This window comes from Ruminiclostridium josui JCM 17888 (genome assembly GCF_000526495.1).
Classification (GTDB): Bacteria; Bacillota; Clostridia; order Acetivibrionales; family DSM-1351; genus Ruminiclostridium; species Ruminiclostridium josui.
On the sequence record NZ_JAGE01000001.1, the window covers coordinates 123,104 to 149,087 of the forward strand.

A 25,984-nucleotide genomic window follows, 5' to 3' on the forward strand; every position below is an offset into this window, starting at 1 on the left:
TTGAACCAAGCTTTCATTTATGCAATTTATACTTTCGTAAATTAAAGCATGCTCAGCTTTTCTCTATAATCGGTAGGATTTATACCAACAATTTTTTTAAATGCCGTACTAAAATAATATGCATCACGGTAACCAACCCTGTCTGCAATTTCATAAATTTTGAGGTCTGTACTTTTAAGCAGATTTTTAGCACTTTGAATTCTTAGATTTGTAAGATAATCTATAAAATTCTGTCCTATATGGTCATTGAAAAGTACACTAAGGTAACCGGAACTAATCCCAAAATCCTTTGAAATACTTGTGAGAGTTATGTTTTCACTATAATTTCTATCCACATAATCCTTTACTTTGGAAAGGAGCTTTTCATTTCTGTTGCTTCTTTTTTGGTTAATGTATTCATTAATTTTATAAAAAAAGCTGAGTAACCATTCTTCAAGCTGTACCAGATTATTTATTTCCTTTACATCAAAATGAAGATTAAAATCTTCGCCCATTATTTCAAAAACATCATAGCCCAACTCATTTATGGTTTTACAGGATAAAAGTACTATATTATAAATAATTGTATTTATTGCATCCAACTCAAGTTTGGAACTCTTAATCTGTGTTATAATTTCAACAATATCCTTTTTAATTTCAGGAAATGCACCTATTTTAAGGTCGTCATACAGTTTTGTATCTACAAGAATATGAAGTTGTTTACTGTAAACCTTATTACCAAAGTTAAGGTCGTTAAAAATATAAATAATATCTCTTCCGTAAACACGATCAAGTAAAGCTGCTGAACAAGCTTCCCTATAAGAAATGTGCATATCTGTAAGGTTTTTGTATTTATTCCCTATACCAATAGTTATGGAAAACCCCAGTTCCAGTCTTCCGGACTTAATTAAGTCTTCGAATGCAGGAATAAATTTATCAATATCTTCATGAGCGACAATTACAAGCTGATCTATTTTATAATTTATAACAGAATAAACAAGCTTATCTTCATTAGTTTCGGATGAGTCTCTTTCAAAAGATGAAAGAAACTTGGTTACAAGGTTATAAAAAGACAGATTTACTATATATTTCTGCTCCTCATCCTCTTCTCTTATAAGCTCCATAAAATTATTAATATTTATTACTGCAATAAAATAATCCCTATCCTTTAATTCTGAAAGTTCAAGATAGTTTAAATCGCTCTCTATATCACCTATATAGCTGTTGCTTAATAAATCATTGAAAAGTTTTTCCCGTAAGGCTTTCTTGTTTTCTCTTAACTGCCTTCTAAGGTTTTCAACTTCTACTCTCTCATTCCTCTCCCTTATAATTTCCTCCAAGAGTTTTTTTACAATGTCTAAAAGATCCTTGGATTTAAAAGGTTTAAGGATGTAATCATTAACATGGAGTCTAACGGACTCCTTTGCATACTCAAACTCTGCATATGCAGTAATAATTATACACTTGATACCTCGATTTAGGCCCTTTATCTCTCTGATAAGCTCAATGCCATTCATTTCAGGCATTTGTATGTCGGTAATTACTATGTCAATGTTATTTTTTCTTACAATGTCAAGGGCCTCCTTGCCGTTACTTGCCTGGAAAACTTCAACAAATCCGTGTTCTTTCCAATTTGTATTGTATATTATTTTATTCCTTATCATTTCTTCATCTTCAACAACTAAAAGCCTAAACATACTCTCACCCACCTATCTGAGGAATATTTACTACTACTTTTGTACCTACAGATACCTTGCTTTGGTATTTTAAGCCGTACTCGCTTCCAAAATTTAATTTTATACGCTCATTTACATTTCTAATACCAAAATACATGTTCTGATCCTCAACCTCTTCCTCCCCTGCCATTATTCTGTTAAGCTGCTCCATTTTTTCTTGGTATATCCCTTCACCGTTATCTGAAATTTCAAAGATAACCTAGTCATCCTTTAGATAACCGTTTATAACTATAAGGCCTTTTTTATCCAAATTTCTTATACCATGATAGATAGAATTCTCAACAAGGGGTTGTAATATTAACTTAACCGTTTTAAAATTGTAAATCCCATCATCTATTTCAAACAAATAGTCAAATTTATAAGAAAATCTAAATTGCTGTATCATCAAATAGCTTCTGATGTGGTCAATTTCTTCCCTTATAAAAACAACTTCTCTTCCGTGACTCAGACTTGTTCTAAAGAACTTGCCAAGTGAATCAACAATATCTATAGCATCCTCATTCCTATTCTGTTCAAGAAGTCCAATAATAGAATCAAGAGTATTGTAAACAAAATGGGGTTTAATAAGCTCCTGCATTGCCTTCATTTCCATAACTCTTATTTTCTGTTGATCGTCTTTAACTTTATCCATAAGTTCTCTTATTTGATTCATCATTTTGTTAAAACTGCTTGCCAGCTGCCCTATTTCGTCCCTGGTTCTTATATCCGCATAAATAGATAAATCATTTTCAGAAGCTTGTTTCATAATGCTCCTCAGCTTCCTCATTGGATTTGTCAGAACAGAAGTAAGATATATAGTAAGCAGTAGAATTATAATGATTATTAAGGTTATAATCCAGAAAAACACTTCTCTTAGCGTACTAACTTCTCTGGTCATCTCTGCTTCAGGAGTAACTCCTATTATTTTCCACCTGGTGATATCAGATGTCTTATAAGTAATAATATAATTTGTATTGTTTATGCTTTCTATAAGGTTTCCATTTTTGCTATTTATAAGCTTAGTATTTTGAGTAATAATATTTGAAAGTCCCGGCTTGTCCGAACTCTCAGGAGTAAATACCACTTTACCATCCTTTTCAAAGAAAACAAAACCTGTATCACCAAGCTTAATATCACTACAGATTTTTTTCAGGAAATTAACATCTATATCAATAGCCATAATTCCCATATCTCCTTTTGCAGTACGATTTACTGCCTGGCCAATGGAAAAGACTTTTTTGTTCAAAATATTTAAATGTGGCGGCTGTATGGCTACAACATCATTTTTTTTAGTAACCAATTCACCATATAACGGCTCAGTGGTTAAATCACCCCAGTATCTGCCATAACAACTAATGGCACTTCCTGAGGAAGATATATATCTTATGTCAACCAAATCTGTTTTCATTTGTTTAAGACTGTCAAATGTTTCCCAAATCCTTACTATATATTTTCTGTTTCCTTCAATATCTCCTGTTTCATTTAATTTAGAATACTGCTGAAAGTAATAATTACTTTTTAACCTCATAATATTTTCAATATCGCTGATATAGGTTTCCAAATTTTTATCGACTCTTTCTATTACCTGTTCCGAATAGTTTGCTACATTTTTATGAAGGTTTAGCAAATAAAGGTGATATGAAATAAAACCAAAAACCAGGATGGGTATAAGTCCCAAAGCCAAAAAGCAAATGGTCATTTTTGATCTTATGCTGTAAATACTAAACTTTTTGAAAAAGTTATCCTTCATAACTATTTTATCTCCCATCTTTGTTTTCCCTCAAGGAGTTTAGCAAAATTACTCTTATCACCCAATTCAAGTCCTGTATTTATAAAACTTGAAGGAATCTTTTCGCCCTTAATTGCTTTATACAAATTTTTTATACTCAGTTCACCCATCTTATTAAAATTCTGTCCCACCAAAGAATCCGCCAAGCCCTTTTCAGCAGCTTCCAACACCGGATAATAGGTATCTACAAGAATAGAAATTCCTCCATCTTTACACCATGCATGAAAGCCCGGAAGTGATTCCGGCGGTGAAACAAAAGGCCAACCTCCCGTACTAAAAAAGACGTCCGGGGTATCCTCTGTTCTAATATGCTTTTCAAGCATATCTCCTGCAATATTAACATCGTCATTGCAATACAGTGTATCTATTATATTAAGTTGAATTCCTCCTTCACGAGCAGTTTCAAGAAAACCATTGAGTCGCTTGTTAAGATTGTTACTTTCTTTATCTGCAGTCATTATTAAAAGATTTAGTACCTTCTTGTCCTTTCCCCTTGCCTTAGCTTCTTTTATCAGAGCTTTTCCGCAAGCTACACCAGCCGCATAATTGTCGGTGCCGCAGTAGAAAAGCCTATTACTATCAGGAGAATCCGAATCAAATGTAGCAACCTTTATACCTGCCTGGACTGCTTTGTTAATAACAGGCTTTATTTTAGCGGGATCAATACAACTAATGACAATTCCGTCTACTTTGCGTCGGATAAGGCTCTCTACTATAGCAATCTGTACATTTGTGTCAGACTGCATAGGCCCAAGCCATTCAACTTTTACCCCTAATTCCCTACCAATGCGTTCACCTTGTTCAAGTGCATCAAGAAAAACGGGATTATCCAAAGATTTCGGAACCATTGCTATTGTAATGTCCTTATTTGGAGTAATATTTGAATTTTCCTCATAAGATGTGCTTGGCTCAGTTACCTGACTTTTTTCAGGTATTGAACCGCCGCATCCCGGTAAAGCTATAAGTAATACCAATATTAAGTAAACGAATTTGGTTTTTTTGAAAAAACTATTTTTATTCATTGTTTCAATCAAAAACTCCTTAATTATATCAAAATTTGCCTTCAATATCTTTATATTATTGAGGCTAAGGCCAAATATAAATAATAGGATTTCTACCACCGCTAGTATACCACGGACAGTACGAAATCCTATTTTTACATTTGTAAGCTTACTGCTTTTTATTTTGATTTTGATTTAGAAAATACATCAAATGCAACTGCTACCAATAATACAAGACCTTTGATTGTCATCTGCATGTCACTGCCTACTCCAAGTATTGACATACCGTTATTCAGAACTCCCATAACCAGGGCACCAATAACGCCTCCAACAACTGTTCCTATACCACCGTAAGCAGACGCCCCACCTATAAAGCAGGCTGCGATAGCATCAAGTTCAAAGTTAACTCCTGCTTGAGGGGAAGCTGCATTAAGACGTGCTGTGAAAGTTATACCTGCAAGAGCAGCTAATACCGCCATATTTACATATGAGAAGAAAAGAACCTTGTTAGTATTTATACCTGATAGTTTTGCAGCTTTTTCATTTCCACCCATTGCATAAAGATAACGTCCAGGTACTGTCTTCATTGTAAATATTGAATAAGCCAGTATCAAAATACCGATTAATGCAAGGATTATTGGAATTCCCTTGTAAATAGCCAACCAGTATGTGAAAACGCCTATTGCTGCTACCACAAGAATTAATTGGATTACGAACAGATATCCAGGTGTAACTTCAAAATCATATTTCTTTCTTTCTGCTCTTTTCTTAATTTCAAGATAGATATATATAATTGAAACAATTAATCCTACAACTAAAGTCAACATGTTAAGTTTTGTACCAAACCCACCAAATATATCAGGAATGTAACCTGCACTGATATTAGTGAAGCTTTCAGGGAAAGGTGAAAGAGTTAATCCTTTGAGCATAGTTATTGTAAGACCTCTGAAAATAAGCATTCCGGCCAAGGTAACAATAAATGCAGGAATTCTTACATATGCTATCCAGAAACCTTGCCAAATTCCAATAACAAGACCAATTAAGAGGCATAGTAAAATGGCAAGTCCAACATTCATCTTCATATTAATTACAAAAATACCCATGATTCCGCCAATGAAAGCGCAAACTGAGCCTACCGAAAGGTCTATGTTACCGCCGGTTAAAATACATAGGGTCATACCAACTGCAAGAATAAGGACATAGCTGTTTTGAAGTATCAAGTTTGACACGTTCATTGGTAACAGAAGGACACCCTTCGTTGCAATCTGAAAGAATGCCATTATTACAACCAAGGCAATCAGCATGGCATACTGTCTTATGTTATTTTTGAAAATATTTTTAATTGTTTCCATTATACTACCTCCCTGTTACTCTGCATAATGCATTTCATAATGCTTTCCTGTGATGCTTGACTCCTGTCAAGTTCTCCTACAATCCTTCCTTCGTTCATGACATATACCCTATCACTCATACCAAGTATTTCTGGAAGCTCTGATGATATGATAATAACTGACTTTCCTTCGTCTACCAGTCTGTTTATTATGGTATATATTTCATATTTGGCTCCGACATCGATACCTCTTGTAGGTTCATCCAGAATCAGCACATCCGGCTCAGTATATATCCATTTACTTAAAACAACTTTTTGCTGATTTCCTCCTGATAAATTACCGGTTTTTTGTAATATACTTGGAGACTTAATATTCATTTTTTTACGGAAATCCTCAGCAACGCGAATTTCCTGATTCTCATCTACAAGCATATTTTTCTTGAGTTTTTGAATTCCCGCCAGAGATATATTATTTTTTATATCCTGCATAAGGATAAGACCTGCTGACTTTCTGTCCTCAGTTACATAAGCCAACCCATTATCAATTGCTTGTTTTATATTGTGAAGTTCAATCTTCTTTCCGTCTTTGATAATCTCTCCGCTGATATTTTTACCGTACGCCTTTCCAAATACACTCATTGCAAGTTCGGTTCTTCCCGATCCCATTAAACCGGCAATCCCTACTATTTCGCCCTTTCTAACATTCAGGTTTACGTTCTTTATAACTTTTTTCCCTTCGATAGCAGGATCATAAACATTCCAGTTCTTAATTTCGAAATTAATATCACCGATTTTAGGTATACGTTTTGGAAATCTGTCAACCAGCTGACGTCCAACCATTCCCTTTATTATTCTGTCTTCAGTTAAATCCTCATCTTTTTTTATAGTTTCGATAGTAGCTCCATCACGAAGAACAGTAATAGTATCAGCTACTTCCAAAACTTCGTTAAGCTTGTGAGAAATTATAATAGAAGTGATTCCTTCTGCTTTTAACTCGAGTATAAGCTTTAAGAGATTTTCTGAATCATCTTCATTTAATGCAGCTGTAGGCTCATCCAGTATAAGTAATTTAACGTTCTTGGCAAGGGCTTTTGCAATTTCCACCAATTGTTGTTTACCTACACCAATTTCTGAAACAAGTGTATATGGGTCATCTTTAAGACGTACTTTTTTCAACAGTTCCGTTGCTTGAACATGAGTTTTGTTCCAGTTTATAAAACCGTACTTTGCCCTTTCATTACGCAAGAATATGTTTTCGCCAATAGAAAGATAAGGTTCTAATGCTAATTCCTGGTGAATGATAACGATTCCCATCTTTTCACTGTCTTTAATATTACTAAAAATACATTCCTGATCATCAAAAATAATATCTCCTGCGTAAGTGCCATGGGGGTAAATTCCACTTAGTACATTCATCAATGTGGATTTTCCCGCTCCATTCTCTCCAACAAGTGCGTGGATTTCTCCTTTTCGCACTTTAAAATTAACGTTGTCAAGGGCTCTTACTCCGGGAAAAAGCTTTGTAATATTTCTCATTTCAAGTATAAACTCTGCCATTTCCTCATCTCCCTTTACTTGTATTCGGCTTGCATATATAAAAGCTAATCAAGCCTTGACATATGCAAACCGAACACATCTATGTCCGGTTTGCATAATGTAATTAGTTTGCATAATTAAATTATTTGCATATCACTATAATTTATTACTTCAGGTCAGCTTCACTGTAATATCCGCTTTCAACAAGAATTTGCTTGTAGTTGTCTTTATCAGCGTATACAGGATCGCAGAGGAATGAAGGAACTACTTTGCTATCGTTGTTATATGTCTCAGTGTCGTTAACAGGAGCTTCTTTACCCTGCAACAGAGCGTCTACCATTTCAACAACCTTTGAAGCAAGAGTTCTAGTATCCTTGAATATTGACATTGACTGTTGTCCGTTAATCATTGCTATAACGTTTGGTTTGTCGCAGTCCTGTCCTGTGATAATAGGATATGGTTTGTCACTGCTACCAAAACCTGCATTTTTGAGAGATGCAATAATACCTATTGCAAGACTGTCATTTGGTGAAAGAATTGCATCAAGTTTCTTACCGCCTGCATAATTAGCTGTAATCAGATTGTCCATTCTTGCCTGTGCTTTTGCAGAATCCCAACCTTGGATTGCTATTTTTGCAAAATCTTTCTGACCGCTTGTTACAACAAGCTTACCACTGTCTATATAAGGTTTCAAAACACTATATGCACCGTTAAAGAAGAAATTTGCATTATTATCATCAGGTGATCCACCAAAAAGTTCAATATTGAATGGTCCTTTTCCATCTTTAAGACCCAATTTTGATTCAATATATTGACCTTGAATAACACCAACCTTGAAATTATCAAATGTAGCATAATAGTCTACGTTAGGACTTTTCATAATAAGTCTGTCATAAGCTATTACTTTTACTCCATTATCTGCTGCTTTTTTCAAAACGTCAGTGAGAGCTGAACCGTCAATAGCTGCAATAACAAGAACTTTACTACCCTTAACAATCATGTTTTCAATCTGCTGAATTTGAGTGTTTACATCATTGTTAGCATACTGAAGATCAACCTTGTAGCCTTTTCCTTCAAGTTCCTTCTTCATGTTAGCACCATCTTGGTTCCAACGTTGTAATGACTGAGTAGGCATTGCTACACCAATTAATTGTCCGCCAGTAGCTGTGTCTGTACCTTTTGCAGAATCAGTTGTTGCTGCTGATGAAGCTGATGATGAAGAATTATCAGTTGAAGTTCCACAAGCAGCAAGCATACCTACTGAAAGGACTGCCACCAAAATCAAAGCGATTACCTTTTTCATGTCTTTATTCCTCCTGAAAATATTTTACTTTTCCGACTTATATTAGAAATAAGTTCTTATAACACTAACTCTGTCGGTCAAGTATTATATTGTTATATTAATCTTTTGAATATTCTAAATAAATGTGATTTTTTTTATAATCCTTTAATTTTTTTAGAAAATTTTTAGTGATTATAGACAAAGAAGGATAGAAAAATAATTTGTTTACTATAAAATTTGTACAAAAAACAATCTCATTTCCATATTCTTCGAAGCTTAAGGGTTTCCTGAATGTAGCCCCAGACAGAAATAGGACTCATTAACATCTGATAAAATAAAACATATAAAATAAATCCTATAATATTTTTTCTTATGCGTAAATTTAAAGATTTAAAAACACCCTTTTGATAGGTGTACAATATAAAATTCTGGAATAGTGCAAGTGGTATTACAAAAAGTGTCGCCGGGCCCACAATCCAAAAATGCCCGAAAAAGGCCAGTATCAACCCTGGCAGCCAGCAAAATGTATACACAAAATCCATAAATGGCATAAATAGGTTGCACCCTGTAAGATATCTCGCAGAATAAATTGGTTGGGACCAAGGCTTAAATAGCTTCAAAGCCTCAACCATTCCTCTGGCCCACCTGCTTCTTTGTCTAAAAAAATGTTTCAAGGAGGTTGGAACATCTGTAAATGCAACTGCCGACGGCTCAAAATAAACCCGGCAATTATTTCTTAGAAAACTCCAAGTCAAAACTATATCCTCACCGATTGCATCAGGCCATCCGCCTACTTTTCTAATCAGCTCAGTCTTGTACAATGAAAAAGCTCCCTGTGCTACCAATGTGCTTTGAAATAAGCCCTGCAATCTTTTAATACTTGCGATACCTAAAAAATAGTCCCATTCTTGAATTCTGGCTAGTATATTTCCACGACTGTTTCTGACCAAAACAGTTCCTGCAACAGCGCATACATCGTCAGGAGAACTTTCCATACGGGCAACAATATTCCTCAAAGCAGATTTATGCAGCAATGTATCTGCATCAAGTGTCAAAGCATATTCTGTTTCTACATATTCCAGTGCTGCATTTAAAGCAAAGTTCTTACCTGGAGTACTCTCATGTATTACCTTTAGATTGAGATTCATTTTTTCTCCTGCTTCTATTGCAGCTTCTGCTGTTTTGTCCTTTGAATTATTATCTATTACTATTATTTTTATTTCTCCCTCATAATCCTGTGATGCTACATATTTAATAGTGTTTTCAACACTTTTTTCCTCGTTATAGCATGCAATCAGTATGGTTACAGGGACTTTGGGTGTGGAATTTTTAAGTTCGGGCTGCCTATCCAATAATAGGCTTGATATCATGAAGGCATTCATATATCCGGGAATATATGCTATACCGGCAATTACCAGTATAGAAATGGGCAAAGTTATGTAAAGTGATAAATCAACAATCCATGGTATGGAAAAATAGATGGATAGAGCCATCCATATTAGTCCCACAGCCATGCTTATTATAAACTTGTTTTTTACAGGGATATAAATCTTTTTCTTCTTGTTCTTTAACCCAGTTGTTGTAGTTATCCGCTTCATTCTTTGCTCCGTTGAATGTCATATAATAATTTCTAAGCTAACTAACGATAATTTAGTTTTACCAATCAAATATATTGATTATGCTACTGTTAAATTTTAATTAATATGGCATAAAAAAACACCTCAAATATTTTCTTCTTACACAAAGATTTGAGGTGTTTTTTTTTAAGCTTTTTTCCCAAAAATTTCAAGCATTTTTTTAGCAGATAATTTTATATCCTTTTGTGCAATAATAGCTGATACTACGGCAATCCCGCTTATTCCCGTATTTTTCAGTTTAGCTGCATTCTGTGCATTTATTCCACCTATTCCTACTACTGGTATTGATATTTCTTTCGTAATTGTCATTAGAGTCTCTATAGATACGGCCTTTGCATCTGTTTTTGTGCTTGTAGTAAACAAGGCTCCTACTCCGATATAATCAGCACCGTCTCTTTGAGCTTCTAGTGCTTTCTCAACAGATTCAGCCGATACACCAAGTATTCTGTCTTTACCTATAATTTTCCTTACAACAGCAGCCGGCAAATCACTCTGCCCTACATGAACTCCGTCAGCTCCTATTGCCAATGCGATATCAACTCTGTCATTTATAATAAGGGATACCTTATACTTGTCTGTTATTGCTTTTACTTTAAGTGCAGTTTGGTAAAATTCTCGGGAAGAAGCTGTTTTTTCACGTAGCTGAACCAATGTACAACCTCCCAATATCGCCTGTTCTACTGCTTCCTCCAGTGTTTTGGTGCTCATTAATTCACGGTCGGTTACAAGATAAAGGGTATAATCAATTTTAGATTTCATTTATTCTTGCCTTCTCTCCCAAAATATTATCATTCATTTTACTAATAGCATCAATAATAGCAATATGATAGCTGCCCGTACCTTTATGTCCTGCGGCTTCAAAAGCAATTTCTCCCGCTATTCCCATTACCGTCACTCCTGCCACAGCAGCTTTGAAATAATCTCTTTCTGCCCCGCAAAATGAGCCAACCAAAGCAGTAGTCATACACCCCGTTCCCGTAACATTTGACAGCATTCTATGTCCATTGGAGATAGTTATAAGATTTTTACCGTCTGAAATTACATCAACAGCTCCGGTTACTGCTACAATACATCCGAGCTTTTCAGCGGCTTTTTTTGCAACGGTGGTAGCGTCATTGGATTCAATATCAGCAGCTGATGCATCAACACCTTTTGTTGTTGCATTAAGTCCGGCTATGTATGATACCTCAGACAAATTTCCTCGCAAAACATTTATTTTTACTGTATTTAAAATAGTTCTTGTGACTTCATTTCTTAATGTTGAGGCCCCTGCCCCCACAGGATCAAATATAACGGGAATCCCCTTCTCATTTGCTTTTTTGCCGGATACTAGCATTGATTCCACAGTTCTTTTGTTTAATGTCCCTATATTTATTACAAGTGCGGAAGAAATGGATGTGATATCCGCAGCCTCATTAATATCATCTGCCATTATAGGTGATGCACCTATTGCTAGAACAACATTTGCACAATCATTTACGGTTACATAATTTGTAATATTATGAATAAGGGGCTTTTTATTTCTGACATCAGCAATTAAGTTTGCTATTTGCTTTGTATAATCACTCATAATTGGTCTCCTTTACTATTTCTCTGTTACAAACTCCACCTTTTCACCGGCTAAAATCTTATTTGTAGTCCTCATAGCACACATTTTTCCGCACATTGAGCAAGTATGTCTGTCAGCTGGAGGTGTGCTTTCAAAATATGCTCTTGCCTTATCTTCGTCAATAGCATATGAGAACATTTCTTCCCAGTCAATTCGTCGTCTGGCATCGCTCATTTTGTTATCAATTTCACGTGCATTGGGTATTCCCTTAGCAATATCGGCAGCATGAGCAGCAATTTTCGAAGCAACAATTCCTTCTTTTACATCCGAAAGGTCAGGTAATCTTAAATGCTCTGCAGGAGTTACATAACACAAGAAATCTGCACCGTTTGCAGCTGCAATTGCTCCGCCAATTGCCGAAGTAATATGGTCATAGCCCGGTGCTATGTCAGTTACCAAAGGCCCTAGTACATAGAAAGGTGCTCCGTGGCACAGTCTCTTCTGAATAGTCATATTTGCGGCTATTTCATTAATAGCCATATGACCTGGTCCTTCAACCATCACCTGTACATCCTTTTCCCATGCACGTTTTGTAAGGTTACCCAGTTCTATAAGTTCACTTAACTGTCCTGCATCTGAACTATCGTTGATACTGCCTGGTCTCAATGCATCTCCAAGACTAATTGTTACATCATATTCCCTAAGAATTTCAAGGAAATCATCATAATATTCATAAAAAGGATTTTCATTTCCAGTCATTTCCATCCACGCAAAAAGAAGGGAACCTCCTCTTGAAACAATGTTAGTAAGCCTCTTTGAGCGTTTGAAGCACTCAACAGCACGTTTATTTATTCCTGCATGGATTGTCATAAAGTCCACACCTTCTGCAGCATGAGCCTCAACAACTTTCAAAAAGTCCGAAGCCTTAATATCCATTAAGTCCTTTTCAAGATAGCCTATTGCATCATACATGGGAACTGTTCCTATCATGGCAGGAGAACGCTTAATAAGCTCTTTGCGGAAAGTGTTTGTCTTACCGTAATTACTAAGGTCCATTATGGCTTCAACGCCAAATTTAATTGACATATCAACCTTTTCCATTTCTTTTGTGTAGTCAGGACAGTCTCCTGATATACCCAGGTTTACATTGATTTTTGTTCTAAGCCCCTGACCTATTCCCTCTGGGCTCAAGGACTTGTGGTTTATATTTGCCGGAATGGCTATTTTACCCTCACCAACAAGCTCACGAAGCTTGTTTTCGTCCATTGACTCCTTTTTAGCAACAATCCTCATTTCATTTGTAATAATACCTTTTTTTGCCGCTTCCATCTGCGTTTTGTAATTCATAGTAACCTCCAATAATCCAATCCGTTTTTATAAACTCCATATAAATGATTTGTGGGGCCATGCCCCTTTCCGATTTCAAGTGAATGCTCAATTGCCATTGTGACAAATGCTTTTGCCTTTTCAACCGCTGCTGGAAAGGACAGTCCCAAAGCAAGGTTTGAGGCTATGGCAGAGGATAATGTACACCCTGTTCCGTGAGTATTTTTTGTCTGGATTCTTTTTGTTGAATATATGTAAAATTCTTTTCCGTCAAAAAGTATGTCTAATGCGTCTCCGTCCAAATGTCCTCCTTTTAGAAGAACACTGTCCGCACCCATTTCATATATTCTAAGAGCCGCCTTTTTCATATCCTCTACGGTAGTTATCTCTATTCCGGTTATTGCCTCAGCCTCCGGAATATTTGGAGTTAGTATGCCTGCCAAAGGTATCAACCTTTTTATAAAAAACTCCAAAGAGTCTTCTTTCATTAATGCATGACCGCCTTTTGCAATCATTACAGGATCAATAACCACATTTACAGGCTTATACTTTTCCAATTTTTCAGCAACCGCTTCCATACACTCCTTACCTGACAGCATACCTATTTTTACAGCATCAGGTATTATGTCCTCAAAAACTGCATCCATCTGCTTTTTAATCATATCAGGGGTTATATCCTGAATATCAATAACTCTACAGGTATTCTCTGCTACCACTGAAACAATAACACTCATTCCATAGACACCATTAGCAGCAAAAGTTTTTAAATCTGCCTGAACTCCTGCTCCTCCACTGCAATCAGACCCGGCAATAGTCAATACTTTTTTCATTAATTGCTACACCTCCTTAATATAACAGGGGTATTTATTCACTTGACCTTTGACAAAGTAAAAGACACATAAAAAGTGCCCTCCAGCAGGAAAGCACATTTAAACCTTTACCATAAATAATCTTCTTTGCTTCCCTACACCGGTATTAACCGACAGGTTCCAAGGGTCAGGTTTTACCTTCTCAACCAAAATTGGTCCCCCCACAAGTCACAACTATTATATTTTAATAATAAAAAAACGCTCACCCTTGTAAGGTAAGCGACTTTATCAAAATTTATTTTAAAAATTTTCTGATAATATTTTGCTTCCCTACACCGGTGTTAACCGACAGGTTCCAAGGGTCAGGTTTTACCTTCTCAACCAAAATGGTCCCCCCGCAACTAGTACTATTGAATTTTATCACAATATAACAAAAGGGTAAAGAACTAATTTCCCTTTTCAAATTGTGTTAAGTTAAGTATTATTTTTTATAAATCCTGCAATATCATTTATAACATATTGAGGAATATTTCCATTTACATAATATTCAGCAGGAGTGGATTGTCCTTCTCCCTCCATATACATATGATTTAGTTTGGGATAAAACTTGAATTCTGCATTTGATTTACCTTCAAAAGCTTTTTTCCATCCCTCATAGTCTGTTTGGGGATTAACCTGATAATCTCTTTCACCCTGCAGCACAAGTATTGGTTTTTCTATTTGCCTAGCTGTTCCAATAACATCATAGTTTTTCATATCATAGAAGTAATATGGCATACCAAGGCTATACCCTTTTGGAGGATTTTCCGGATTAAAACTCTTGTCCTGTATCAAAGCAACCTGTTCCTTTGCAGCCTCAGCCTGCTCCTTAGTTGCCATACCCAAATCTGCAAGATATTTATATTGCTCCGGCAAAAGTTCATACAATGGTCTGGAACATCCGCTCATTATGATTCCGGCTTTGAATATACCTGTTTTGTCTCTGTCAAGTATCCTCGGCAAATCATATCCACCTTCACTGTGGCCCAGTACAGTAATATTTGAAGCATCTATACTATCTATTGATTTTAGATACTTTGCAGCAGCAAAAGCGTCCTCTTCAAATTCCTCCACCATGGTCAGTTTCGGTAATAGCTGCGTTCTAACGCCATATTCCAAAGTTCTTTTTTCGTATCTCAAAACTGCCACTCCTTGACTTGCAAGACCTACAGCCAAATCTCTAAACGGCTTTAGTGGTCCTACAGTTTCATCTCTGTCATTAGGGCCTGAACCATGTACCAGAATAAGTGCCGGAAACGGGCCTTTACCCTTTGGGATTGTCAGCGTACCGGGAAGTTTCCATTCTCCCTCTCCTATTGTTGCCTCTTTTTCGATATAGTTTGCAGAATTATCGTATGAAGGTTTGGAATATGTAATTTGTGACGAATCAGCTGCCTGATTAAATTCATCTATTTTTCCGTTATAGTCAAATCTGAATATAAAATTGTATTTGGCCTGCTGAGCTGTAAATGGTATAAAAACATTCTGATGTACAGTGTTTTTTGATATAGTCATGGTTTTAACGTCAGGCTCAACAACTGAAAATACAGGAGCCAATGTAGAATTTAGAAATTCTGTTGTCACATACTTTGAAAAACTTTTGCTAAGTAGAATTGATGTATCTCCAGTCTTTCCTGCTTTAACCAAGTCTATGAACTTTGCCGAAATGAGTTTAATATAATCATCGCCTGTAAGCTTAAGCCCCAGCTGGGAATTCAAAACACTTAATGGTAGAATTGTTCTTCCTTCTTGAACCTTAACTTTTTCTTTTAAAACCTTTGTTTTTCCGTTTAATATAGCATCACAACGGTTAATAAAAAGTTTTAATTCATTGCTACCCAGCTTGATTGTAGTAATTTGCTTTTTAGCATCCCAGGAAACCTGTCCACCCAAGGTCTCACAAATAAACTTGACAGGTACATATATATCCTCTGAAGCCAACTGGCTGTTCTCTTGGGCAGCATACGCAACTGTTCCGCCCAGCATCAGAATTATCAGCATTAAGCTTATTAGCTTTATAAAATTCCTCATTGCTCCTCCTCCATTTATTGTAATTTCAAACTTAATTATACACTATAAACTATATCAATTTGAATAAATTTAAAGGCACAGCAGATAAATAATTACTTATTTTCCACTATGCCCTCTTTAAATATAATTATATAATTCATTCTCTGCATTTTTTACATAATCCATAGAACTGTACTCTGTGGTCTTTTACCAAAAAGCCATTTTTTCTAAGAATCTCTTCTTCCAGATTATCTAACAAGTCTTCCTCAACTTCTGAAACACAACCGCAGGAACTGCAAATAAGATGATGATGTCTGTGATCTTCATTGGGCTTAACCAGCTCATATCTGCTAAAACCGTCATCAAAATCAAGCTTATGAACAAGATTGAGCTTATCTAGCAAAATCATAGTTCTGTACACTGTTGCAAGGCCAATTTCAGGATGCTTGGCTTTAACTAGATTGAACAGCTCCTCAGTACTTACATGTTGTCCGGAACACTGAACCAATGTATCAAGGATTGCTGCTCTCTGCCCTGTAAATTTATATCCGCATTCCTTCAATTTTTCTTTTAATAAGCCGCTATCGCCAGTATTCAAAAGGTAGTCCTCCTTCAACTATTTTTGCAGGTTTTCCACAATGAACATCCTTTGCAATTTTCACATCCCCGCTTTTCTATAAATATTTTACCACATCTAGGGCATTTTGTACTTTCTTTTTTATCTGAATTATACTCAAACCGATAATTACACTGGCTGCACACAACTAACATAATTTAAGCCTCCTTGTCAGACTATTATCTGAGCCAGAATTCCACCTACTAAAAATGCTATAGCAAAGCTGCCGAGCCAGATTGCAGTTGCCTCCAACTTTGACCTCTCCTTAAATATCATAATAATCGAGGCTACACATGGTACAAATAGGGTAATTGTGATAAGTGCCACCAACATTTGAGGATTAGTCAAAACCATGTGACTTAATCCTGCCGCTCCGAAGTCTCTTCTAATAATTCCCATTATGAATACTACTGATGCCTGTTCAGGCAGTTTAAGCCACTGAACCGTCAAAGGTGATATGGCACTTTCTATCCTTCCAAGCAATCCTGTATACTGTAATACCGTTATTAGAACCGCACCAAGGGCAAATATTGGTGTAGCCTCTATAAGGAAGACTTTTGCCTTTACAAATGTCTTTTTCATAACATTCTTAAACTGAGGCAACCTTATTTGCGGTAAGTCTATAAATAACTGTGTAGATTCCCCCGGCAGGATTTTATTCATTAGAACTCCTGAAATACCGAATATTAAAATCAATAATACCGTATAAGCTATTATATATTTCATTCCCAAAGGCGTCAGTAATCCTATAATTACACCAAACTGTGCAGAACATGGAATGGTCAGTCCCAATAGAAAAGTAGCAATTACACGCTCTCTTCTTGAGCCCAAAAGACGTGTGGTCATTGTTGCCATGGTTATACAACCGAAGCCTAATATAAGAGGTATTATTGCCCTTCCGTTAAGGCCAACCTTTGAAAGGGTCTTGTCTGAAAGTACTGCAATTCTAGGCAAGAAACCAGAGTCCTCAAGAATTGACATGAGCATGTAAAATCCTATAGTCAAAGGCAACAGCAATCCTAATATATAGATTACTGTCATTGTTAACAATCCGTAATCGCCTATCAACAAACTTCCGATAAATGAATTTTTAGGGATAAAACTTAAAATTGATTCAATAAAAGGTTTATAATATCCTTCCATTAATGTTCCTTCTGTAAAATCAACAACTGTCTGTGCTACAAAAACTCCTATGAACCAGAACATACCTGCCATTATTGCCAACAACATAGGTATACCTGTAATAGGCTTTAGCAAAAGTCTTCCAATGGTAGTTCCCAAACTTACTCCGTTATATGAATCAGAAAGAACGCTTTCCAGAATTTTGTCTACTCTTTTCCGCCTATTTTTATAAATCTCTTCCCGTTTACCCGCAGTGGGCATACCCTTTCTTTGTGAAATTACTTCATCGTCCTCCAAGAGCATCAATGCTTCTGCTTCTGTTATTTCATTAAGGTCATAATTGCTCAAAAGCTCTTGAACACCTTCCGTTTTTATACCTACTCTGGCACTGTCTATCTTCTGCTTAACTTCATTTATGCCAATGCCTTTGAGTGCGGAAGTAGCAACAACTTCCACCCCTAATTGTCTGGACAGTTCTTTCGTATCTACTTTAATGCCATTTTTAGCCGCCTCGTCAATAAGGTTCACTGCAACAATTACTTTTTTACCCATGTCAATAAGTTGCTGTGTCAAAAAGATATCCCTTTGCATATGAACGGCATCAATTACATTTAACACCAGGTCTCCGTTAATTATTACGTCTCTGGCAACTCTTTCCTCATCATTAAATGAGGATACACCATATATTCCGGGTGTATCCTCTACTATATAATCTCCATAACGCCCGGTGCTTATATCTACCGTAGTACCGGGAAAATTCGATACATCAACGTACATTCCTGTAAGTGCATTGAAAAATACCGATTTTCCTACATTCGGGTTTCCCACAAGAACCAGATGCTTTAAATCTTTTTTATTATTACTCTTTTCCATAATATCCCCCAGGCATGCCAATAATTTCAGTTTTTTCAGCTAACTTTTTCAATAATTATGTGTTCTGCAAGTTTTCTGCTTATTGCAACTTCCTGAAGTCTATTCTGTAATATTATGGGCCCTGCAGGCAGTTTTTCAGAACACTTCAGTTTTGAGCCTTCATATATACAAAGGCGGATTGCTTGGGCGCGGATATCCTTATCTTCAATACTTACAATTTCAACGAAATCTCCTCTGTTAACTTTGTCTAATGTCAAATTAACCGCCACCTTTTTTGATAACTATTCTCAATAATATATTAACTTAAATGATAATCATTGTCAATAAAATAACGGTAATTTGTACTAATATTTTCAAGACTTATTTGGTTTTACCTTTTCATCATAGCCCTGACAATCATTTCCCGATGACTGTCGAACGGAAACAGAAGGCATCTGTCTGCCTTTAAACCCAAAGAGCCTACAGCCATAAGGCATTCTGGCATCGTAAGTTATAAAGTAGTACTTGCATTTCAGGCAATTGACTTTTTCCTGTTCCATTAAAACCTCCAGTTTACAATTTTTCTGCTTTTGCAACCTCCTTGGTTGATATGAGCTGTGCTCCGGTTTCTAAAAAATCTTTTACAATTACCTGATGAAAGGCTACCGGGGCTTCAAGCCGTATTTTTCTTATTTCAGCTAAAGCTTCTGTTATCTTTTCTTTTGGAATTGGTTTGTCGGTTCTGACACTAACTAAAGGCAAAACACCGTTTATTACACCCACAGTTGATGTAATACTTCTTTTTGGGCATTGAATTTCATTTACAGCGTATTCCTCACCCTTTTTACATGAGGCATTTTCTACCTGTTTTACTTTGTTGTTTTCGTCATAGACAACATTCATTCTGCAGCCATTTGGACAAACTATGCAAACTATTTCACGGCTTTTATTCATCTATGCATACCTCCAGACCAACTATATCCTTAAGTTCATGGGATTTTAGTTCAATTCTTACCATTTCGGCAGGATTTAGAGCCACAAAGAATTTTTTCTTTAATTGTTTTTCCCCGTCTTTAAAAACTATTGTTTTTCTTTTTGAGGGAGCATTAACTCTCATTGCAAAGGTAATATCCTTGTCTGCGGAAATAGTTTGGGGAAGTACATATCTGATACCCTTGCCGACTTTAACCGTAATCTCTGATTCTTTAAGTTTATTATTTCTTATATACGAAACTGCACTTTTAGCAGCAAGTTCACCTTCTGCAGAAACATAGTCAACCAAATCATGTACATGCAAAACATTGCCGCATGCAAAGATTCCGGGTATATTAGTTTGAAGGTTTTCGTCCACAGCCGCACCGCCAGTAACGTTGTCCAGAATAATTCCTGCGTCTAGAGCAACCTCATTTTCAGGTATCAATCCAACTGATAAAATTAATGTATCACAGTCAAATTTTATGGATGTACCACGTATAGGGTCTCCCTTTTCATTGACTTTTGCCACAGTTACACTTTTAACCCTCTCATGGCCCTCTATTTTAGTCACAGTATGGCTTAATAAAAGAGGTATATTAAAATCCTCAAGGCACTGGGTTATATTTCTCTGAAGTCCACTGGAATAAGGAAGTTTTTCTACAACGGCTAAAACTTCAGCACCTTCCAAGGTCAACCTTCTTGCCATAATAAGCCCTATATCCCCTGAACCAAGTATTACTACTTTTTTACCTACCATTATATTTCTGATATTAACCAGATTCTGAGCTACCCCTGCTGTAAAGACTCCTGCCGGACGGGTTCCCGGTATGCATATTGCCCCTCTTGTTCTTTCCCTGCACCCCATTGCCAGTATAACAGCCCCTGCCTTATAGGTTTTTATTCCCTCTGGACTTACGGTTGTAACCTCTTTGTTACTGCTAATATCCTGGACCATGGTATTTGTGGCTATTTCTATTTGTAGCTTCTCAGCCTCGTCTATATATTTTCTAGCATACTCTGGGCCGGTCAGGGCTTCATTGAACTTTACAATTCCAAATCCATCATGAATACATTGGTTTAATATGCCTCCGGCAACAGGCTCTCTTTCAACCACCAGAATATCTTCTATACCGTTCTTTTTAGCTTCTATAGCCGCAGCCAGACCTGCTGGGCCTGCGCCAACTATAACTAAATCTTTATTTATTATCATAAGCCTCACCTATACTTATTTACTTTACCTGTCCGGTAAACAATTTTGAATTTTTACCTCGTAGAGTTATTTCTTCAGGATTTAATCCTTTTTCATTTTTCAGTATGTCAACAATTCTGGTCAGACAGTAACCGCCCTGACATCTTCCCATCATTGCTCTTGCCCTGTATTTTATTCCCGCAAGAGTTGTAACTCCAAGTGGGTTATTTACTGCGTCCAGTATTTCCTTTTTAGTAATCCCCTCACATCTGCAAACTATCTCTCCATACTCAGGACATTCTTTAATTAATGCTTGTTTTTCCTCAGCAGGTAATTCCCTGAACTGAACAATTCCCTTTCTTTGAGCTATAAAGTCATCTTTAGATATCAAATCCTCTTTATTTGCAATAATGTCTCTAACCATACGACTAATTGGAGCTGATGATGTTAGTCCCGGTGATTCAATACCTATAAGGTTTATGAGTCCCGGTACTACCTTTGATTCCTCTATAATGAAATCTCCGAAGCCTCCGGTTTTAGGCCCTACTATTTTTGACCTGATACCGGTATAGCTGCGTATTATATGCTTCATGCTTAATGGAGGAAGAAGTTCCTTTGCTTCCTTAAAGAGCTTGTCCATTACAGGTTTTGTAGCACTATAGTCATTTTTTGTTTTAATATACTCTGCACTTGGGCCAATAAGTATATTTCCTTCCATTGTAGGTGTCAGGTGAACTCCAAGTCCCCCTATTCCAGGCCTTGGGACGGGGTAAACAGGCATATTCAGATATTGACTTGTACGCTTGTCTAATATAAAGTATTCTCCTCTGCAGGGATAAATCTTGTAGCCTATTTCTCCTGCCATTGAAGCCACCCTGTCTGAGTAAAGTCCTGCACTGTTAATAACATATCTGCTGTAGTAATAAGATTCTCCGGCTTTTATGCGGAAGATATCATTTCTTTTTGAAATTCCCTTTACTTCAGTTTCCAGAAAGAACTTAACTCCATTTTGTACTGCGTTTTCAGCAAGAGCCACCGTATATAAAAATGGGTTTGTTATTGCTGTATTTGGAGACAGCATTGCTCCAATTCCTCCAACGTGGGGTTCCAGCTTTTTAACAACATCTGCATTTACAAATTCAAGACCTTTTACTCCATTCTTTTTACCGTTTTCAATTAACTTGTCTATTCCGGCAAAGTCGCTTTCATCAAAAGCAACTATTAACTTTCCTGTTTTTTTATATGGAACATCCAGCTCCTTGCACAGGCTTTCAAAGCCTTCATTTCCTTCCACACAAAACTTTGCCATAAGACTTCCGGGCTTATTGTTAAAGCCAGCGTGCACTACAGCACTGTTTCTACCGCTGGTTCCTGCTGCCACATCGCTTTCCTTTTCAAAAACCGCAATTTTCAATTGGTATCTGGAAAGCTCTCTTGCTATTGCGCAGCCAACAGCACCCGCCCCAACTATTACAACATCAAATTTATTTTGAGAATTTATTTCCATTATTACCCTCCGAGAGACATCAATACCTATTTTCTTACAAAAATATATTTGAATTATAGCACAATTCCACTCTTAAAAAAATGTTTAGGTTTTATGTGATTAATATTTCCGAGAAATAATTGTACATTATCAAATTCTTTGCATATATTAATATAAACAAGGAATTTAAAGCTATAATACATACTTGCCGTCTTTTGATGGCAACTCCTTGTACATTGAACATAAACATGTCAGTTTAGAGAATAACTGACTTTGGCTATTTTATGAGCAATGTGTTATAATTTTTCTGATTGATTATTAAAAGGAAGAGTGATGAATTTTGTATTCCCGTAAGGAAAAATTTTATGACGGCCGGGGAATTTTAAGAAATCCGGGAGAAAGTTTCTTCGATAAAGAAGGTATACTTAGGGATCCGGGTGATGATTATTTTGATTATTTCAGTATATTAAGAAAAGCCGATGAAAACTTTTATGATAGTCAGGGTCTTTTGAGAAAATGTGATGAAAGTTTTTATGACGGTGCAGGAAACATGTGTGAAAGATAAATATAGGATGTCTCTTATGAGACATCCCTTTTTGTTTCTAAAATAACTTTTTCTTATAAAGAGTATAACCTGTAACCATACACATGGCCACAGCAATAATTACTATAAACCAGAATGAATGTCCTCCTCTTAATGGCAAATCAACATTCATACCAAAGAAGCTTGAAATCATTGTAGGTATTGCCATAACAATGGTTACTGATGTTAAAAACTTCATTACTATATTGAGATTATTTGATATAACAGAAGCAAAAGCATCCATTGTTCCCGACAAAATACTGCTATATATATTGGCCATCTCTATGGCCTGCTTGTTTTCTATAATAACATCTTCAAGAAGTTCTTGGTCATCTGGATAATTCTTTATATATTCAAATTTCATCAGTTTTTCAAGAACAACTTCGTTTGATTTTAATGCTGTTGAAAAGTATACAAGACTCTTTTCAAGTTTCAGCATTTGAATTACTTCTTTGTTCTTCATGGACTTGTAAACTTCCTGCTCTATTCTGCTGCTGGTTTTGTCTATATGTTTAAGGTATTGTAAGTATCTTGTTGCATTTCTGTATAGAATCTGAAGCACAAACCTTGTCTTAAATTGAGTTAAAAAGGATTTAACTCTGTTGTTTACAAAATCATTAAGTATAGTGTCTTCTTTCAGGCACACCGTAATGATTATATGCTTTATAAGTATAATTGCAAGAGGTATAGTTGTATATACATTGAGCTTACCCTCTTTTTCTACAATGGGTATGTCAACAATTATGAGAGTCTGTCCATTGTCACTTTCAATACGGGCTCTTTCCTCTTCATCAAGTGCAGCCTTGAGGAAGTCCATTTCAACCCCCAGGGTATTGTGTACCTTTACAATTTCTTCCTCAGTAGGATTAATGAGATTCACCCATACTCCATCCTCAAATGTTTCTGTACGCACTATTTCGTTATTTATTGTTTTATATATTCCAATCATAGATATCCCTCTTCTCTATATAGTCTTGCATTAAGGGACTATTTGCATACATTACTTTGTCGACAAAGTAAACGGCACAGCAAACAAGCCCATATAATTTATCGAATTACATATGTGAGAATTACTATCAGGGTCACAATCCATACCGTTCACCTCCTAAAGAAATTTAAAAAGAAATAAAAAAACCGTCGCAAAACGAGTGACGGATTTATGTCATAGAAATAACCTTCACTCGTTGAGCTTTAGCACTATACAGCTTTGGACTACTTCTCTCCAGCTACATTAAGTAAAACCTTATTTCGGCAGTACCTGTTGACCCATTGGCATCTCTCGATGTTTCCGGGCAGCAGCATATATCTGTATAGGAACCTCACCTAACGAATATTTAATTAACAAAGTAATTATATACCTCTATTATTCTTTTTTCAATATCTATGAATAATTAAATTTTTTAGATTTTTTTATCGAATTTTTTACAGTTGTTTAAGCAGGTTTGCCATTTCTATTGCTGTTACTGCTGCATCATAGCCTTTGTTCCCTGCTTTGGTACCTGCACGTTCAATGGCCTGCTCTATTGTATCAGTAGTAAGTACTCCGAAAATAACTGGTACCCCTGTATCCAGTGATATTTTAGCTATTCCTTTTGATACCTCCCCGGCCACATAGTCAAAATGCGGTGTTGAGCCTCTGATAACTGCACCTGCGCAAATTACCGCAGAATACTTACCTGAACTTGCCATTTTTTGTGCAACTATTGGTATTTCAAAAGCACCTGGAACCCATGAAACAGTGATATCTGACTCTTCAGCCCCATGCCTTACCAATCCGTCTATTGCTCCGGACAAAAGCTTACTGCTTATAAAATCATTAAAACGCCCTACAACAATTCCAAACTTCAAACCACTTGCAATAAGATTTCCTTCATTTGTTTTAATCGACATTTTTATTTCCCTCCTGATGTGCTGTTGTATTTTTCTCACTATTATTTAAGCCTTCAAATAAATGGCCCATTTTTTCTTTTTTAGTTCTAAGATAAAATTCATTTTTTTCATTTTCTTTTATTTGAATAGGCTCTCGTCCAACTACCTCCAGACCATATCCATTTAGCCCAATGAGTTTTTTGGGATTGTTAGTCAAAAGCCTTATTTTTTTGATTCCTAAATCGTACAGGATTTGGGCACCTATGCCGTATTCACGCAAATCTGCTGGAAAGCCCAGTTTTATATTTGCCTCAACGGTATCCAGTCCTTGGTCCTGAAGCTCATATGCACGTATTTTATTTATCAGACCAATTCCCCTTCCCTCCTGACGCATATAAAGCAAAACACCTTTTCCTTCACTGTTAATTCTGCTCATTGCGGCTTCTAGCTGTTCTCCGCAGTCGCACCTTTTGGAATGAAAAGCATCTCCAGTAAGACATTCTGAATGTACTCTGACCAGAACAGGCTCTGTTGAGCCTGCAACATCTCCCTTAACAAGTGCCACATGGTGTTCTCCATTAGTAGTATTCTCATAACCAACTATTGTGAATTCCCCATAAGCAGTAGGCATTTTTGCTTCGGCAGCTCTTTTAATCAACTTTTCATTTTTTCTGCGATACTCAATGAGACCTGCTACAGTTATTATCTTTAAACCATGCTTTTTGCAGAATTCCATTAATTGAGGAACCCTTGCCATCCTTCCGTCATCATTCATTATTTCACATATTACACCCGCCGGGTGCAATCCTGCCATTCTAGCCAAATCAACTGCAGCTTCGGTATGTCCGGCACGTTTTAGAACTCCTCCGTCTCGTGCCGTAAGAGGAAATACATGTCCCGGCTTTTTGAAATCTCCCGGACGTGCATTCTTATTTGTAAGTTCAACTATTGTATGTGCTCTTTCAAAGGCCGAGATTCCTGTTGTTGAATCCTTGTGGTCTACAGTTACCGTAAATGCCGTACCAAGGCGTTCCTCATTGTGACTTACCATGGGAAAAAGCTCCAACTCTTGTGCTCTGTCTTCTGTCAGTGGAACGCATATCATTCCCTTGCCATAGGTAGCCATGAAATTTATACTTTCAGGGGTAGCCTTTTCTGCTGCCATAATAAGATCTCCCTCATTTTCCCTGTCTTCATCATCTACCACTACAATTATTTTGCCTTGGCGGATATCCTCAATTGCTTCTTCTATAGTACTAAAATTCATGAAGTTCACTCCTTTTTATTTTA

Annotated in this window: 24 protein-coding genes and 3 riboswitches; of the genes, 1 reads left to right on the forward strand and 23 read right to left on the reverse strand. The window is 36.4% G+C overall.

From position 1 onward, the window contains the following. Positions 1-41: 41 nt before the first annotated feature. The 20 genes from K412_RS0100580 to K412_RS0100685 all read right to left on the reverse strand — a co-directional run bounded on the left by K412_RS0100580 (position 42) and on the right by K412_RS0100685 (position 22,263). On the reverse strand, positions 42-1,676 hold the full coding sequence (locus K412_RS0100580) for a response regulator (RefSeq protein WP_024831299.1): 1,635 nt from the start codon (positions 1,674-1,676) through the stop codon (positions 42-44). Between the two features lie 4 nt (positions 1,677-1,680). Then, a complete protein-coding gene (locus tag K412_RS22630) occupies positions 1,681-1,866 on the reverse strand; it encodes a sensor histidine kinase (RefSeq protein ID WP_242835496.1) in 186 nt (61 codons plus the stop codon). 48 nt (positions 1,867-1,914) lie between these two features. Next, positions 1,915-3,444 carry a sensor histidine kinase gene (locus tag K412_RS20220; protein ID WP_242835498.1) on the reverse strand — a complete coding sequence of 510 codons (1,530 nt, stop codon included), beginning with the start codon at positions 3,442-3,444 and terminating at the stop codon, positions 1,915-1,917. A 2-nt stretch (positions 3,445-3,446) separates the two neighbouring features. After that, on the reverse strand, positions 3,447-4,505 hold the full coding sequence (locus K412_RS0100590; RefSeq protein ID WP_024831300.1) for a substrate-binding domain-containing protein: 1,059 nt from the start codon (positions 4,503-4,505) through the stop codon (positions 3,447-3,449). A 158-nt stretch (positions 4,506-4,663) separates the two neighbouring features. Further along, positions 4,664-5,836 carry a multiple monosaccharide ABC transporter permease gene (gene mmsB / locus K412_RS0100595; RefSeq protein WP_024831301.1) on the reverse strand — a complete coding sequence of 391 codons (1,173 nt, stop codon included), beginning with the start codon at positions 5,834-5,836 and terminating at the stop codon, positions 4,664-4,666. Further along, entirely contained in the window at positions 5,836-7,371 is a 1,536-nt protein-coding gene (gene mmsA, locus K412_RS0100600) for a multiple monosaccharide ABC transporter ATP-binding protein (protein ID WP_024831302.1), read from the reverse strand. The genes mmsB and mmsA overlap by 1 nt, the downstream gene beginning before the upstream one ends. A gap of 145 nt (positions 7,372-7,516) precedes the next feature. Then, positions 7,517-8,653 (reverse strand): multiple monosaccharide ABC transporter substrate-binding protein, encoded by a 1,137-nt coding sequence (gene chvE / locus K412_RS0100605; RefSeq protein ID WP_024831303.1) that lies wholly within the window; start codon positions 8,651-8,653, stop codon positions 7,517-7,519. A 233-nt stretch (positions 8,654-8,886) separates the two neighbouring features. Continuing rightward, positions 8,887-10,230, reverse strand: coding sequence for a glycosyltransferase family 2 protein (locus K412_RS0100610; RefSeq protein ID WP_024831304.1), 1,344 nt, complete (start codon positions 10,228-10,230; stop codon positions 8,887-8,889). Between the two features lie 165 nt (positions 10,231-10,395). Continuing rightward, entirely contained in the window at positions 10,396-11,028 is a 633-nt protein-coding gene (gene thiE / locus K412_RS0100615; RefSeq protein ID WP_024831305.1) for a thiamine phosphate synthase, read from the reverse strand. Then, positions 11,018-11,839 carry a hydroxyethylthiazole kinase gene (gene thiM / locus K412_RS0100620; RefSeq protein ID WP_024831306.1) on the reverse strand — a complete coding sequence of 274 codons (822 nt, stop codon included), beginning with the start codon at positions 11,837-11,839 and terminating at the stop codon, positions 11,018-11,020. Before thiM ends, thiE begins: the two co-directional genes overlap by 11 nt. A gap of 15 nt (positions 11,840-11,854) precedes the next feature. Further along, complete coding sequence (gene thiC / locus K412_RS0100625; protein WP_024831307.1) at positions 11,855-13,165, reverse strand: phosphomethylpyrimidine synthase ThiC; 1,311 nt, start codon at positions 13,163-13,165, stop codon at positions 11,855-11,857. Beyond that, positions 13,162-13,974 (reverse strand): bifunctional hydroxymethylpyrimidine kinase/phosphomethylpyrimidine kinase, encoded by an 813-nt coding sequence (gene thiD / locus K412_RS0100630; protein WP_024831308.1) that lies wholly within the window; start codon positions 13,972-13,974, stop codon positions 13,162-13,164. Before thiD ends, thiC begins: the two co-directional genes overlap by 4 nt. A 113-nt stretch (positions 13,975-14,087) precedes the next feature. Then, a riboswitch (TPP riboswitch) is annotated at positions 14,088-14,186 on the reverse strand. Positions 14,187-14,262: 76 nt separating this feature from the next. After that, a riboswitch (TPP riboswitch) is annotated at positions 14,263-14,360 on the reverse strand. A 67-nt stretch (positions 14,361-14,427) separates the two neighbouring features. Then, positions 14,428-16,023: an alpha/beta hydrolase family protein gene (locus K412_RS0100645; protein ID WP_024831309.1), complete on the reverse strand. Its 1,596-nt coding sequence runs from the start codon at positions 16,021-16,023 to the stop codon at positions 14,428-14,430. A gap of 136 nt (positions 16,024-16,159) precedes the next feature. Continuing rightward, entirely contained in the window at positions 16,160-16,600 is a 441-nt protein-coding gene (locus K412_RS0100650) for a Fur family transcriptional regulator (RefSeq protein ID WP_024831310.1), read from the reverse strand. A 189-nt stretch (positions 16,601-16,789) separates the two neighbouring features. Then, positions 16,790-18,613, reverse strand: a complete 1,824-nt coding sequence (gene feoB / locus K412_RS0100660; protein WP_024831311.1) for a ferrous iron transport protein B — start codon at positions 18,611-18,613, stop codon at positions 16,790-16,792. 35 nt (positions 18,614-18,648) lie between these two features. Then, on the reverse strand, positions 18,649-18,870 hold the full coding sequence (locus tag K412_RS0100665) for a FeoA family protein (RefSeq protein WP_024831312.1): 222 nt from the start codon (positions 18,868-18,870) through the stop codon (positions 18,649-18,651). 96 nt (positions 18,871-18,966) lie between these two features. Then, positions 18,967-19,152, reverse strand: a complete 186-nt coding sequence (locus K412_RS0100670; protein ID WP_024831313.1) for a hypothetical protein — start codon at positions 19,150-19,152, stop codon at positions 18,967-18,969. Between the two features lie 13 nt (positions 19,153-19,165). Further along, the gene (locus tag K412_RS0100675) at positions 19,166-19,546 is read right to left on the reverse strand and encodes a DUF1667 domain-containing protein (protein WP_024831314.1); all 381 of its coding nucleotides are present in this window, start codon (positions 19,544-19,546) and stop codon (positions 19,166-19,168) included. After that, positions 19,539-20,777: an NAD(P)/FAD-dependent oxidoreductase gene (locus K412_RS0100680; RefSeq protein WP_024831315.1), complete on the reverse strand. Its 1,239-nt coding sequence runs from the start codon at positions 20,775-20,777 to the stop codon at positions 19,539-19,541. The genes K412_RS0100675 and K412_RS0100680 overlap by 8 nt, the downstream gene beginning before the upstream one ends. Before the next feature lie 19 nt (positions 20,778-20,796). Then, positions 20,797-22,263, reverse strand: coding sequence for an NAD(P)/FAD-dependent oxidoreductase (locus K412_RS0100685; RefSeq protein ID WP_024831316.1), 1,467 nt, complete (start codon positions 22,261-22,263; stop codon positions 20,797-20,799). A 319-nt stretch (positions 22,264-22,582) separates the two neighbouring features. Here K412_RS0100685 and K412_RS0100690 point away from each other — a divergent pair, with 319 nt between their 5' ends. Continuing rightward, on the forward strand, positions 22,583-22,807 hold the full coding sequence (locus tag K412_RS0100690; RefSeq protein ID WP_024831317.1) for a hypothetical protein: 225 nt from the start codon (positions 22,583-22,585) through the stop codon (positions 22,805-22,807). Positions 22,808-22,844: 37 nt separating this feature from the next. Here the strand turns inward: K412_RS0100690 and K412_RS0100695 are convergent, their stop codons facing one another. The 3 genes from K412_RS0100695 to K412_RS0100705 all read right to left on the reverse strand — a co-directional run bounded on the left by K412_RS0100695 (position 22,845) and on the right by K412_RS0100705 (position 25,961). Further along, positions 22,845-23,774 (reverse strand): magnesium transporter CorA family protein, encoded by a 930-nt coding sequence (locus tag K412_RS0100695; RefSeq protein ID WP_024831318.1) that lies wholly within the window; start codon positions 23,772-23,774, stop codon positions 22,845-22,847. Between the two features lie 220 nt (positions 23,775-23,994). Continuing rightward, positions 23,995-24,163, reverse strand: a riboswitch (M-box (ykoK) riboswitch). Between the two features lie 84 nt (positions 24,164-24,247). Continuing rightward, the gene (gene ribH / locus K412_RS0100700; protein WP_024831319.1) at positions 24,248-24,715 is read right to left on the reverse strand and encodes a 6,7-dimethyl-8-ribityllumazine synthase; all 468 of its coding nucleotides are present in this window, start codon (positions 24,713-24,715) and stop codon (positions 24,248-24,250) included. Next, on the reverse strand, positions 24,705-25,961 hold the full coding sequence (locus tag K412_RS0100705) for a bifunctional 3,4-dihydroxy-2-butanone-4-phosphate synthase/GTP cyclohydrolase II (RefSeq protein WP_024831320.1): 1,257 nt from the start codon (positions 25,959-25,961) through the stop codon (positions 24,705-24,707). Before K412_RS0100705 ends, ribH begins: the two co-directional genes overlap by 11 nt. Positions 25,962-25,984 lie beyond the last annotated feature (23 nt).

What these genes read in the sequence shown, in the direction of transcription:
- K412_RS0100580 (WP_024831299.1), bottom strand. Translation starts at nt 1,676, where the DNA reads ATGTTTAGGCTTTTAGTTGTTGAAGATGAAGAAATGATAAGGAATAAA.
- K412_RS22630 (WP_242835496.1), bottom strand. Translation starts at nt 1,866, where the DNA reads ATGGAGCAGCTTAACAGAATAATGGCAGGGGAGGAAGAGGTTGAGGAT.
- K412_RS20220 (WP_242835498.1), bottom strand. Translation starts at nt 3,444, where the DNA reads ATGAAGGATAACTTTTTCAAAAAGTTTAGTATTTACAGCATAAGATCA.
- K412_RS0100590 (WP_024831300.1), bottom strand. Translation starts at nt 4,505, where the DNA reads ATGAATAAAAATAGTTTTTTCAAAAAAACCAAATTCGTTTACTTAATA.
- mmsB (WP_024831301.1), bottom strand. Translation starts at nt 5,836, where the DNA reads ATGGAAACAATTAAAAATATTTTCAAAAATAACATAAGACAGTATGCC.
- mmsA (WP_024831302.1), bottom strand. Translation starts at nt 7,371, where the DNA reads ATGGCAGAGTTTATACTTGAAATGAGAAATATTACAAAGCTTTTTCCC.
- chvE (WP_024831303.1), bottom strand. Translation starts at nt 8,653, where the DNA reads ATGAAAAAGGTAATCGCTTTGATTTTGGTGGCAGTCCTTTCAGTAGGT.
- K412_RS0100610 (WP_024831304.1), bottom strand. Translation starts at nt 10,230, where the DNA reads ATGAAGCGGATAACTACAACAACTGGGTTAAAGAACAAGAAGAAAAAG.
- thiE (WP_024831305.1), bottom strand. Translation starts at nt 11,028, where the DNA reads ATGAAATCTAAAATTGATTATACCCTTTATCTTGTAACCGACCGTGAA.
- thiM (WP_024831306.1), bottom strand. Translation starts at nt 11,839, where the DNA reads ATGAGTGATTATACAAAGCAAATAGCAAACTTAATTGCTGATGTCAGA.
- thiC (WP_024831307.1), bottom strand. Translation starts at nt 13,165, where the DNA reads ATGAATTACAAAACGCAGATGGAAGCGGCAAAAAAAGGTATTATTACA.
- thiD (WP_024831308.1), bottom strand. Translation starts at nt 13,974, where the DNA reads ATGAAAAAAGTATTGACTATTGCCGGGTCTGATTGCAGTGGAGGAGCA.
- K412_RS0100645 (WP_024831309.1), bottom strand. Translation starts at nt 16,023, where the DNA reads ATGAGGAATTTTATAAAGCTAATAAGCTTAATGCTGATAATTCTGATG.
- feoB (WP_024831311.1), bottom strand. Translation starts at nt 18,613, where the DNA reads ATGGAAAAGAGTAATAATAAAAAAGATTTAAAGCATCTGGTTCTTGTG.
- K412_RS0100670 (WP_024831313.1), bottom strand. Translation starts at nt 19,152, where the DNA reads ATGGAACAGGAAAAAGTCAATTGCCTGAAATGCAAGTACTACTTTATA.
- K412_RS0100675 (WP_024831314.1), bottom strand. Translation starts at nt 19,546, where the DNA reads ATGAATAAAAGCCGTGAAATAGTTTGCATAGTTTGTCCAAATGGCTGC.
- K412_RS0100680 (WP_024831315.1), bottom strand. Translation starts at nt 20,777, where the DNA reads ATGATAATAAATAAAGATTTAGTTATAGTTGGCGCAGGCCCAGCAGGT.
- K412_RS0100685 (WP_024831316.1), bottom strand. Translation starts at nt 22,263, where the DNA reads ATGGAAATAAATTCTCAAAATAAATTTGATGTTGTAATAGTTGGGGCG.
- K412_RS0100695 (WP_024831318.1), bottom strand. Translation starts at nt 23,774, where the DNA reads ATGATTGGAATATATAAAACAATAAATAACGAAATAGTGCGTACAGAA.
- ribH (WP_024831319.1), bottom strand. Translation starts at nt 24,715, where the DNA reads ATGTCGATTAAAACAAATGAAGGAAATCTTATTGCAAGTGGTTTGAAG.
- K412_RS0100705 (WP_024831320.1), bottom strand. Translation starts at nt 25,961, where the DNA reads ATGAATTTTAGTACTATAGAAGAAGCAATTGAGGATATCCGCCAAGGC.